The sequence below is a fragment of the Micromonospora sp. NPDC051196 genome (assembly GCF_040682415.1).
Lineage (GTDB): Bacteria > Actinomycetota > Actinomycetes > Mycobacteriales > Micromonosporaceae > Micromonospora.
Genome location: NZ_JBFBAY010000010.1, coordinates 123,860 through 135,962, shown reverse-complemented (window position 1 = coordinate 135,962; position 12,103 = coordinate 123,860). Strand labels below are relative to the sequence as shown.

8 protein-coding genes are annotated in these 12,103 nt (G+C 72.8%); 7 read left to right on the top strand and 1 reads right to left on the bottom strand.

Features of this window, described 5'->3' with window-relative positions; translation table 11 throughout:
* Positions 1–115 precede the first annotated feature (115 nt).
* Positions 116–895, top strand: a complete 780-nt coding sequence (locus AB0M35_RS20030; RefSeq protein ID WP_363747052.1) for a lysophospholipid acyltransferase family protein — start codon at positions 116–118, stop codon at positions 893–895.
* A gap of 49 nt (positions 896–944) precedes the next feature.
* Here the strand turns inward: AB0M35_RS20030 and AB0M35_RS20025 are convergent, their stop codons facing one another.
* The gene (locus tag AB0M35_RS20025) at positions 945–1,916 is read right to left on the bottom strand and encodes an aldo/keto reductase (protein WP_363747051.1); all 972 of its coding nucleotides are present in this window, start codon (positions 1,914–1,916) and stop codon (positions 945–947) included.
* Between the two features lie 112 nt (positions 1,917–2,028).
* Between AB0M35_RS20025 and AB0M35_RS20020 the strand changes: the two genes are divergently transcribed.
* The 6 genes from AB0M35_RS20020 (at position 2,029) to AB0M35_RS19995 (ending at position 12,091) form a co-directional block, all read left to right on the top strand.
* Positions 2,029–2,796, top strand: coding sequence for a glycerophosphodiester phosphodiesterase (locus AB0M35_RS20020; protein ID WP_363747050.1), 768 nt, complete (start codon positions 2,029–2,031; stop codon positions 2,794–2,796).
* Between the two features lie 22 nt (positions 2,797–2,818).
* On the top strand, positions 2,819–4,216 hold the full coding sequence (locus tag AB0M35_RS20015; protein WP_363747049.1) for an MFS transporter: 1,398 nt from the start codon (positions 2,819–2,821) through the stop codon (positions 4,214–4,216).
* 109 nt (positions 4,217–4,325) lie between these two features.
* The gene (locus tag AB0M35_RS20010) at positions 4,326–5,009 is read left to right on the top strand and encodes a thymidine kinase (protein ID WP_363747190.1); all 684 of its coding nucleotides are present in this window, start codon (positions 4,326–4,328) and stop codon (positions 5,007–5,009) included.
* 149 nt (positions 5,010–5,158) lie between these two features.
* A complete protein-coding gene (locus AB0M35_RS20005; protein WP_363747048.1) occupies positions 5,159–8,368 on the top strand; it encodes an ABC transporter permease in 3,210 nt (1,069 codons plus the stop codon).
* Between the two features lie 55 nt (positions 8,369–8,423).
* Entirely contained in the window at positions 8,424–11,126 is a 2,703-nt protein-coding gene (locus AB0M35_RS20000; RefSeq protein ID WP_363747189.1) for an ABC transporter permease, read from the top strand.
* Positions 11,123–12,091, top strand: coding sequence for an ABC transporter ATP-binding protein (locus tag AB0M35_RS19995; protein ID WP_363747047.1), 969 nt, complete (start codon positions 11,123–11,125; stop codon positions 12,089–12,091). Before AB0M35_RS20000 ends, AB0M35_RS19995 begins: the two co-directional genes overlap by 4 nt.
* Positions 12,092–12,103 lie beyond the last annotated feature (12 nt).

The window sequence follows — 12,103 nt, the reverse complement described above, 5'->3', positions numbered from 1 at the left end:
GCGCCCCCCCCCCGGGGGGGGCGGGGGGGCCCCCCCGCGGGGGCCCCCCCCACGGCGATGACCTCGGACCGCCCCGGTCCAGGGCGGCGGGTACGGGCGTGCGACCATCCCGCTGATGGACCTTGCCCGCTCCCCCTGGCAACCGCCGCTGATCTGGCGTGCCGCGCAGGCGCTCGCCCGTGTCGTGGTCGCGTTGCTGGCCCGGCTGGAGGTCACCGGCGACATCCCCGCGCCGCTGCGCGGTGGACCGCTGATCCTGGCCGCCAACCACATCAGCCCGTTCGACCCGATCGTGCTCACCGCCGCCTGTCGGCAGCGTCGGATCGCGCCCCGGATCATGGCCACCGGTGGGCTGTTCCGGGTACCGGTGATCGGCGCCGCCATGCGCGCCGCCGGGCACATCCGGGTCGATCGGGGTACCAGCGGTGTGCACCGGGCCCTGGACGACGCCGCCGCGGCCGCCGCCGAGGGTGCGGCGGTCCTGGTCTACCCGGAGGGACGCATCGGCCTGGACCCGGGTCTGTGGCCCGAACGCGGCAAGACCGGCACCGCCCGGCTCGCCCTGGCCTGCGGTGCCCCGGTCATCCCGGTCGCCCAGTGGGGCAGCCACGAGGTCCTGCCCTACCAGGCGCCCAAGGGGCTGCTCGGTGGCGTGACCCGTGCGCTGCTGCGTCGCCCGACGGTGCGGGTGCACTTCGGTGAACCGGTGCCACTGGCCGACCTGACCCCCGGCAGTCCCGGCGTGGCCCGGCTGGCCACCGACCGGATCATCGACGCCCTCACCGACACCCTCGCCCCGCTGCGCCCGGACGAACCCGATCGGCCCCGGCACGTCGACCCCGGGCGGCCGGTCGACACCAGCCGCGCGCACCATCGGCGGCGCACGGCCGGCTGACCGGCCGCGCCTGTCGCAGGTTGTCAGCGCGCCCGTACGGCGGTGGTCGTCAGGGCAGGGCCTCGCCGCGGGCGGTGAGCCACAACTCGTACCACTGCTCGTGGGTGAGTTCGGGTTCGCGGCGTACCGTGTCGGCGCAGGCGCGGATGCGTTCCGGGCGGGCGGTGCCGATCACCGGCACGATCCGGGCCGGGTGCCGTTGCAGCCACCACAGCAGGATCGTCTCCGGCGTGGTGCCGTGCTGGTCCGCCAGGGCGGCGACGTGCTCGGCCGTGGCCTGCTGCGCCGGGGTCTGCGCGGCGCCGGTGAGGCGGCCGCGGGCCAGCGGCCCCCAGGCCTGCACCCCGATCCGGTTGAGCCGGCAGTGTTCGACGGTGCCGAGGGGGAAACCGAGTTCGGCGGCGGGGCTGGTGTTGACCAGGACGCCGGCCTCCAACCAGTCACGGTCGGCCAGGCTCATCTGCAACTGGTTGACCACCAGGGGCAGGTCCAGGTGTGCCTGCAGGTAGGCGATCTGGGCGGCGGCCATGTTCGACACGCCGAAGTGTCGGACCAGGCCCTGCCGGTGCAGCGCGGTCAACGCCTCGGCGACGTCCTCGGGGTCGGCCAGCGGGTCCGGCCGGTGCAGCAGCAACACGTCGATCACGTCGGTACGCAACCGGGTCAGGCTCTGCTCGACGCTGTGCCGGATGTGGGTGCCACGCAGGTCGTAGTAGCCCGGCCGGGTGTCGGAGGGCAGGTGGATGCCGCACTTGGTCTGTAGCAGGATGCGGGCGCGTAGACCCGGAGTACGGGACAGCACCTCACCGAAGACGGCTTCGGACTTGCCCTGGCGGTAGATGTCGGCGTGGTCGAAGGCGGTGATGCCGATCTCCAGGGCGGCGGCGATGGCGGCCTCGGCGGCGTCGATCTCCGGCGCGCCGTAGGGCTGGTGGTCCCATCCCCCGCCCAGCCCCATGCACCCGTAGATCAGCCGGTGGGTGCGGATGTCGGTGACGGTGCGGGCCTGCTGGTCGGTCATGGGACGTGGATAGTACAGCGGCCCGGCGGTGATCGGTGTGCGGGCGACCGGGCGGGTGGTTCGCCACGTCCCGGTCACCGGCAGGTCACCGGGGCCCGGCATACTGCGCTGCGTGCCACCCGGTTCCCGCTATCTCGACGGCCCGACTCCGCTGGCGTTCGCGCACCGTGGCGGTGCCGCCGACGGCGACGAGAACACCACGGCGGCGTTCGCCCGTGCGATCGAGCTCGGCTACCGGTACGTGGAGACCGACGTGCACGCCACCGCCGACGGGGTGGCCGTGGTGTTCCACGACGACACCCTGCGGCGGGTCACCGGTCAGCCCGGTCGGGTGGCCGAGTTGCGCTGGGCCGACCTGGCCTCGGTGCGGGTCGGTGGGGCCGCGGTGGTGCCCCGCCTCGACGAGGTGCTCGACGCGTGGCCGCAGGTGCGGTTCAACATCGACGTCAAGTCCGACCGGGCGGTGGTGCCGACGGTGGCCACCGTGGCTCGGGCCGGTGCCGGTGACCGGGTGCTGCTCGCCTCGTTCAGTGACGCCCGGCTGAGCAGGTTGCGGGCGTTGACCGGTGAGCGGGTGGCGACCAGCCTCGGGGTTCGGGGGGTGGCGCGGCTGCGTTGGGCCTCGCTGACCGGGCGGCGGCTGCGGCTGCCGCCGTCGGTGGTGGCCGCGCAGGTGCCGGTGCGTTACGGCCGGCTGCCGGTGGCCGACCGCCGGTTTCTGCGTACGGCGCACCGGCTGGGGTTGCAGGTGCATGTCTGGACGATCGACGAACCTGCCGAGATGCACGAGTTACTTGATCTTGGTGTTGATGGCATCATGACCGACCACGTCGGCGTGCTGCGCGACGTCTACCGCAGCCGCGGCCACTGGGCCGCCTGAGCACCAGGGCAAGGGACCCCACATGGCCGAGACGGTGACCCCCGCCGCGCAGGACGACAACTCACCTGCGATCAGCACCCGCCGCGAACGTACCGGCTGGTACTTCTACGACTGGGCCAACTCGGCCTTCCAGACCACCGTCATCACGGTGTTCCTCGGGCCGTTCCTGACCAGCGTGGCCAAGGTCGCCGCCGGGTGCGAGCTGGGTGCCGACGACTGCACCGGGTACGTCTACCCGCTGGGCATCAAGGTCGCCGCCGGGTCCTACTACCCGTACCTGATCTCACTGTCGGTGCTGCTGACCGTCTTCGTGCTGCCGGTGATCGGGGCGATCGCCGACCGGTCGTTGCACAAGAAGCGGCTGCTGGCCGCCACCGCGTTCACCGGCGCCTTCGCCACCATCGGCATGATCTTCGTGACCGGGGACCGGTACCTGCTCGGCGGCGTGCTGTTCATGGTCGCCAACATCGCCTTCGGTGCGGCCATCGTGGTGTACAACTCGTTCCTACCGCAGTTGGGTGGCCCGGACGAGCGCGACGGCATCTCCAGTCGGGGTTGGGCGCTGGGTTACCTCGGTGGTGGTCTGCTGCTGGCGTTGAACCTGGTCGCGGTGCAGTCGTTCGACAACGGCACCGCCGAGCGGACCCTGGACCTGGCCCGCTGGTCGATCGTCTCGGCCGGGCTGTGGTGGGCGGCGTTCACCCTGGTGCCGCTGCGCTGGCTGCGGGAGCACCCCACCGCCGCGGCGTTGGCCGCCGGTGGCCGAGGCAACGTGCTCACCGATGGGTTCCGGCAGCTCGGCCGTACCCTGCGGGAGGTCAAGGCGTACCCGCTGACGTTGTTCTTCCTGTTGGCGTTCCTGGTCTACAACGACGGCATCCAGACCGTCATCACCCTGGCCAGTCAGTACGGCACCGAGGAGTTGCGGCTGGACCAGAGCACCCTGATCGTGACGATTCTGCTGGTGCAGTTCCTGGCCTTCGGTGGCGCGTTGGGCCTCGGTGCGTTGGCCGGGCGCATCGGTGCCTGGAAGACGGTGCTGCTGAGCCTGGTGCTGTGGACCGCGGTGATCATCGGGGCGTTCCGGTTGCCGGCCGAGGCGCCGCTGCCGTTCATGCTGCTCGGCGCCGCCATCGGCCTGGTGCTCGGCGGCAGCCAGGCGTTGAGCCGGTCGCTGTTCAGTCAGCTGATCCCGGCCGGTAAGGAAGGCGAGTACTACGGCTTCTACGAGATCAGCGACAAGGGCACCAGTTGGCTCGGCCCGCTGGCCTTCGGCCTGGTGTTCCAGCTGACCAACTCCTACCGGGTGGGTCTGGTCTCCCTGCTGATCTTCTTCGTGGTCGGGTTCGCGCTGCTGCTGGCGGTGCCGATGCGCCGGGCGATCGTCGCTGCCGGCAACACCCCACCGCGGGTGCTCTGAGGCACACCGCAGCACCGGTGGTGATCGGCCGGTCGTCGCCGATCGGCTAGGCTGCCCGTCCGTGACGAGCCCCGCGGACGCCGTACCGACCTGTCTGTCCCGACCCGCGCTGGACGGGTCGAGCGACACCCCGGCCGGGTGTGTCGCCGCCCGTGGCGTCGACGGGCGGCCGGCGCACGCCGCCGCGCTGCGGTTCTACTGGGGGCCGATGGACTGCGGCAAGTCCACCATGGCCCTGCAGATGAACTACAACCACGCCCGGCAGGGCCGACGTGGGCTGGTCACCACGCGCATCGACCGTTCCCTGGGCCCGCAGGTCACCACCCGCATCGGACTGGCCCACGAGGCCATCGAGATCACCGACGAGGTGGACCTGCGTGCCCTGGTCCGCGACGCCTGGGCCGACGGGGTGCGGGTGGACTACCTGATCTGCGACGAGGCCAGTTTCTACTCGGTGCAGCACGTGGAGCAGATGGCCGAACTCGTCGACAGCTACGACGTCGACGTGTACGCCTTCGGCCTGGCCACCGACTTCCGGTCCTGCCTGTTCCCCGCCGCCCAGCGGCTGTTCGAACTGGCCGACACGGTGGCCCGTATCCAGGTCGAGGTGCTCTGCTGGTGTGGCCGTGAAGGGCTGCTCAACGCCCGGGTCGCCGGCGGACGGGTGGTCCGCGAAGGCGAGCAGGTCGTCATCGGTGACACCGTCGACACCGCTGAGGTGCGCTACCAGGTGCTCTGCCGGCGCCACCACCGCAGCGGCGACCTGGGTCCCCGCGCCGCCGCCGTCTCCTGAGGACCGCACCCACCGTCACCGGTTCCGCCGCCACGGATAACGAAACGATCACTGCTGCGAACCTTTCCCGGGGTCCCGCCCCTTCTGGTGCATGACAACAGTGACCAGGGGCCGCGAACGGTCCGCGAACCGGTGGGGGGACAGGTCGTATGAGGTTCGCGTTGCGGCGTGCCCGAGGTACGAAAGGGCTGCTGCTGGCCGCAGCCGGGGCGGCACTGGTGGCTACCGTCGCCCTCACCGGACTGGCCGCGTACAACCGGGACGTGGTCGACTCGGGCACCCGCAACGTGCTCGCCTCGGCCACCGCGCAGGAACGATCGGTGCTGATCCGGTCCTCGGCCGGGCGCACCGCCGCAGCCCTGGGAGAACGCGACACCGCCCTACGTGAACAGGTACGCACCGACCTGGACGGGTTGACCGCACAGGTCACCTCCGCCGGGTACGCGGCCGGCCGGCAGTTGCGCGGCGACGCCGGTGACGCCGTCGCCGACCGTACCGGCAGCATCTACGCCTCGGTGATGTTCCTCGACGACCTGCCGGCGCACGCCCAGCTCACCGCCGGCGCCTGGCCGCAGGCCGACGCGGCCCGCCCGCAGACCGTGCTGGCGGCGGCGGCCGCGGCGACGCTGCGGGTGGGTGTCGGCGACCGCATCCCGATCACCGACGGGCTCACCGATCGGGTCACCGAGGTGACCGTGGTGGGGGTGTTCACACCGGTGGACCCCGACGCCGCGTACTGGCGGCTCGCACCGGAGACCGCGACCGGTGCGGTGCCGCAGGCGGCCACCTACGGCCCGATGATCGTGCACCGCGACGACTTCGTCACCCACTTCCTGGCCAACGCCTCCGCCGGCTGGCTGGTCGAGCCGGACCTTTCCACCGTCGCAACGTCCAGCGAGCTGGACCGGCTCGCGCAGGTGGCCAACCGGATCGTCACCACCACCACGGCGGCAGCCGGCCTCGGTGACTCCGCGGTGGCCATCAGCGACCTCGCCGTCCTGGTGCCCCGGTTGCAGCAGGCCACCCTGGTCGGCCGATCCGCGCTGGTCACCCCGATGCTGCTGGTGGTGGTGCTCGGCGGGTACGCGCTGCTGCTCGTCGCCGTCCTGCTCACCGAGCATCGCCGTGGCGAGACCGCGCTGCTGCGCGCCCGGGGCGCCAGCCGCCGGCAACTGGCCGGGTTGACCGCCCGGGAAGCCACCCTGATCGTCCTGCCCGCCGCGGCCCTGGCCCCGCTGCTCGTCGCCGAACTGCTCGGCATCGCCGGGCGGCTACCCGGGCTCGCCGCGGTGTCGCTGCGCCCGGACGTGTCACCCGATTCGATGCTCTGGTTGGTCGCCGGGGCGGCGGCCGCCGGGTGCGCGCTGGCGATGATCGGGCCGAGCCTGCGTCAGGGCGGCAGCTACGTCGCCGACCTGGCCAGCCGCTCCCGGCCGAGCCGCCGCGGCATGGTGCAGCGGGCCGGGTTGGACGTGGTGCTGGTCGGTCTGGCCCTGCTGGCCTGGTATCAGCTGAGCCGGTACTCCTCACCGCTGTCCCGCACCCGTGGCGGCGAACTGGGCATCGACCCGCTGCTGGCCGCCGCACCCACGCTCGGGGTGCTGGCCGGGGCGGTGCTCGCCCTGCGGCTGCTGCCCCCACTGGTCCGACTCGTGGAACGCTGGGTGGACCGCAGACCGTGGACCGCCACCATGCTCGGCACCTGGCAGGCCGGTCGACGACCACACGCCGGTCCGGTGCTGCTACTGGCCCTCGCCGTCGCGGTCGGCACCCTCGCCTGGTCGCTGGCCAGCACGTCCCGACGGTCCCTCGACGACCAGGCCGCCCATCAGGTCGGCGCCGACCTGAGACTGACCGAGGTCAACGGATCCGCACCCGACGGACGGGCCGATCAACTCGCCGACCTGCCGGGCGCGCCGGCGGTCCTGGCGGGCTGGCGGGACCGCCTGCGCGCCGGGCCGGACCTTGCGCCGGTCACCGTGCTGGCCTGGGACGCCGAGTCCGCCGGCGATGTGGTGCGGATCCGTCCCGACCTGGCCGGCGACTCCCCCGACAAGCTGTTCGACAGCCTCGCCGCCGGGCGGGTGACGGCGCCGGAAACCCCGCTGCCGGCGGGTACCCGCCGGCTGACCGGGCAACTACTGACCAAGATCGACCACCCGTTCGGTGTCGTCGCTCCGGTACGCCACCATGTGGTGCTCGCCGGGTCCGGGGACGGCTACCGACGGTTGCTGCTCGGCGTCACCGGCAACGGTGAGCGGCTGCCCTTCTCCGTCGAACTGCCGGCCGGGGACAATCCCTGGCGGCTGGCCGGCTTCACCGTCGAGACCACCGGCAGCAACCGGATCACCATCGACTGGACGCTGTCCGACCTGCGGGCCGGCCCGGACAACTCCCCCGGCGACCCGGTCGACCTGGCGGTCGACGGGATGTGGCGGATGGTCGACCGGTCCGGTCCGGTGGCCACCCCGAAGGCCACCGCAAGCACCCTGACGGTCAGGTACCTGGGCAGCGACACGCCGGACTTCTACGCCCGAGGTAAGACGTTGCGGCTGGGCATCTCCCGGCCGGTGACCGGCGGTCTGGTCCCGGCGGTGGCCACCCCGCAGGCCCTCGCCGCACTGGGGCGCGACGTCGGCACGCAGACACGGCTGTTCCTCGGTGGCGCCGACGTCGACATCACCCTGGTCGACACCATGACCGCAGCGCCCGGCGAGGCCGACGCCGCCGCCCTGCTGGTCGACCTGCCGTCGCTGAACACCCGGATCTTCCACGACCATGGCATCGTCCGCCCGCCGGAGGAGTGGTGGCTGGCCACCCGCCCCGGCCAGGCGGAGCAGACGGCGGGCGCGGTCGCCGCGCTCGGCGGCCTGACCGTGCTGGACCGGGAGAAGGTCGCCGCCGAGTTGGCCCGTGACCCGTTCGGGGTCGGCGCCCGCGGGGCCCTGTTCGCCGCCGCCCTGGCCGCGGTGCTGCTGGCCGCCGTCGGGGTGGCCGTGGACGTCAGCGCCACCGCCCGCCGACGGGCCACCGAGCTGGCCGTGCTGCACACCCTCGGCGCGGGGCACCGACTGGTGGCCAGGTCGCTGCTGGCCGAGCAGGCATTCCTGGCCGGGGTGGGTGTGCTGGTCGGGTTGGCCGTCGGGATCGGTGTCGCCGCGACGATGGCACCGTTGGTCATCCTCACCCCGTCCGCCAACCGACCCCATCCACCACCGTTGTTGAGCGTCGACTGGCCGCCGGTGGTGGCCACCGGCGTGGGCCTGTTGCTGCTGGCACTGACGTTCAGCGCGGCGGTGTCGATGACCATGCGGCGCCGGTTGACCGCCACGCAGCTGCGCATCGGGGAGGACCGGTGAGCGCGAGGAGTGAGCTTGCGAGCCCCGCAGTCGCGAACGCAAGGCGAGACCGGTGATGGTGAGGCGGATCAGGGCGTACGGCGCCCATCTGGGTCTGCTGGCGGCGTTGGGGTTGGTGGCGGCGCTGCTGGTGACCGCGGTGCCCCGGCTGGCCAACGGGTACGCCGACCGGAGTCTGCACGCCGACGTGGCGCGGCTGCCGCACCTTGTCCGCGACGTGTCACTTGCCGTCGAGCAGCAGCCCGATGCGCGACCCGAGCAGCGGGTCACGGCGGGTGAGGCCGACCTCGACCGGTTCGCCGAGGCGTTGCCGCAGCCGTTGCCGGCGCTGGTGGACCGCCGGTGGTACGCCGCCGGGCTGGACGAGGAGACGCTGACCGCCACCGGTGACGATCCGCCGATGGATGGTGGAGCGCTGAAGAAGGTGGGGCTGCGGGCGCAGACCGGGGTGCAGGAGGCGGCTGTCCTTACCGCCGGCCGTTGGCCGCGTACCGAGGTGGGTCGTTCCGCCGAGGTGGCGGTGTCCACGGCGGTGGCCGAGATCCTGTCGCTGCGTCCGGGCAGTCGACTGCGCTTCGCCGGCCCCGGCGGGTTGAGGCAGGCACCGGCGCAGGTGGTCGGCGTGTTCACTGCACGTGATGCCGGCGATCCGGTCTGGGACGACCTGATGTTGGCCTTGAATCCGGTGGTGCCGGTCGCCGACGGTGAGCCCTATCTCGCGATGGCGGTCACCGATCTGGCCGGGATCGACGCTGTGGTCGCCGGCAGCGGCGCGTCACCCACCTACGAGTGGCGGTACCGCCTCGACGAGCGGCGGCTGGACGCCGCCACGCTGGAGGCGGTGGTCGCCGCGGTGAACGAGACCCGGCGCACCGAGTGGCTGCCCGATTCGACGGTGCACACGTCGCTGGACATGGCCCTGGTCCGGTTCGCCGAACAGCTGCACGCGGTGCAGGCTCTGCTGGCGATCGCGCAGACCGGTCTGGTGGCCAGCCTGCTCGGGCTGATCCTGCTGGCCGCCCGCCTGACGGTGCAACGCCGCCGCGACGAGTTGGCGTTGCTACGGGCGCGGGGGGCCTCGCTGGCCGCGATCGGCCGGCGAACCCTCGTCGAGGCGGCCCCGGTGCAACCCGTCGCGGTGCTGATCGGTTGGCTGATCGCCACCCGGGTGCCGGGCCGGTCGGACGGCGCGCTGTGGGCGGTGCTGCTGTTGGCGGTGCTCACCACCGCCGTGCTGCCGGTGCTGGCCATGCTCTCCCAGCGGCGGGTCGGGTCGGCAACCGGGCGGGTCGATCTGGTTCGGCAGCGCCCCTCGGCACGCCGGTTGACGCTGGAGGCCAGTGTCCTGGTGCTCGCCGGCCTGGGCGTGGTGCTGCTGCGCCGCCGTGGTCTCGATGCCGCCGGTGGTGTCGACCCGTACCTCAGCTCGGTGCCGGTGCTGGTCGCGGTCGCCGCCGCGCTGGTGGCGATCCGGCTGCTGCCGTGGCCGCTGCGACTGGTCGGTCGGTTGGCCGGGCGGGCCCGTGGTGCACTGTTGTTCCTCGGCGTCGCTCGGGCCGGACGGGGTGCGCCGGTGGCGCTGGGGCCGCTGGCGGTGCTGATCGTCGCCGTCAGCACCGGCGTGTTCGGTGGGGTCGTCACGACCACCGTGGCCGCCGCCCGGGACCGGGCCGCGACGTTGACGGTGCCGGGCGATGCCTGGTTGACCGGATGGGCGTTCTCCCCGGACGCGGGCGACGAGCTGATCCGGGTGCCCGGGGTGCAGGCGGTGGCCCGGGTGTCGGTGGAGTCCAGCCGGCGGCTGCTGTCGGAGCTGGGGCCGCAGGCGAAGGTGCTCGGGCAGGCGCGGGTGCTGGTGGTGGACGCCCCGGCGTTCGCCGACGTGGTGGCCCGCAGCGGGGTCGACGTCGACGTGCCCGCCGCGTTGCGTTCCGCCGCCCGTGGTGACGGGCCGGTGCCTGCGGTGGTCTCGTCGACGTTGGCGGTGGAGCTCGGCGACGGCGCGGTGGCCGACGTGCAGAGCCGGCTGTACGAGTTCCGCGTCGCCGCGGTCGCCGACGACTTCCCCGGTGTGGGGTTGGGGGTCGACCGGTTCGTGGTGCTGCCGTGGCAGGCGCTGCCCGAGTACGAGTTGACGCCGATCATCCCCAACCGGTATCTGATCGCCGGCGACGGCATCGACGAGGCGAAGCTGCTGGAGGTCGCCGACGCCACGCAACGCCGACGCCAGTCCGCGGTACTCGGCAGAGAGGTGACCAGGACGCAGCTGCCGGCGGCGCTGGAGACCCGGCGGGCGTACCGGGATGGGCTGGAGCGTACCGGGGCAAACGAGGTACTGACCCTGGCGTTCACCGCGGGCGCGGCCGGGGGCGCGGCGCTGGCCGTACTCGCCGTCGGGTTCGCGGTGGTCGCCGACGCCTCCGGCAGGGGCCGGATGCTGTCCCGGCTACGCACGATGGGCCTGTCCGCCGCCCACGGCCGCCGGCTGCTGGTGTACGAGCTGGTGCCGCTGGTGGTGGTGGCGGCCCTGGCCGGTGCGGCGGTGGGGATAGCCCTGCCCCGGCTACTCGGCTCGACCCTGGGGTTGTCCCAGTTCGCGCCCGGCGTGCCGATGCGCGACCACCTGGACCCGCTGGTCGTGGGCGGGGTGCTGGCGCTGGTGTTGCTCGGTCTGCTGGCCGGCCTGCTGGTGGAGAACCTGGTGAACCGACGGATGCGCCTCGGCGAGGCGCTGCGTCTCGGAGAGGAGAACGCATGACCGTGGTCAACGACGTACCGGATCTCGCGACGTTGCAACAGCGGGCGGCGCAACGCGCCGCCGCCCGCGCCGGCGGCGCCGACCGGTTGCGTGGGCACATCGTCTGCGACGGGCTGGTGCGCATCTTCACCACCGAGGGCGTGGAGGTCGTCGCGTTGCAGGGCCTCGATCTGGTCGTCGACCGGGGTGAGCTGGTGGCCATCGTGGGGGCTTCGGGTTCCGGCAAGTCCACGGTGCTCAACATCCTGTCCGGGTTGGACACCCCGACTGCGGGGATCGCCCGGGTGGCCGGCTACGACCTGTTGACGATGTCGGCGCGCAAGCGGTTGCGGTATCGGCGGCACACGGTCGGCTTCGTCTGGCAGCAGACCGGACGTAACCTGCTGCCCTATCTGACCGCCCGGGAGAACGTCGAGTTGCCGATGCGGCTGGCGGGCCGGGGTGGTCGGGCCGGCCGGCGGCGGGCGACGGAACTGCTGGAGATGGTCGGGGTCGGGTACTGCGCGGATCGCCGGCCGGGGCAGATGAGCGGTGGCGAGCAGCAGCGTTGTGCGGTGGCGGTGGCGGTGGCCAACGACCCGGAGGTGCTCTTCGCCGACGAGCCGACCGGCGAGCTGGACGAGGCCACGGCCGCGGAGGTGTTCGGTGCGTTGCGGGCCATCAACGCCGAGCTGGGTGTCACCGTCGTGGTGGTCACCCATGATCCGCAGGTGGCCTCGCAGGTGCGGCGGACCGTCGCGATCCGGGACGGTCGGACCGCCTCGGAGGTGCACCGCAGGGCTCGTGTCGGCGCCGACGGCGTCGAGGAACTGGTCACCGAGGAGTACGCGGTGCTGGACCGGGCCGGGCGAATGCAGTTGCCCGCCGGTTTCGTCGACGCGTTGGCGTTGCGGGACCGGGTGAAGCTGACCCTGGAGCCGGATCACGTGCAGGTCCGCTCCGGCGAGCAGAGGGATTCGGCGTGAGAACGAACCATC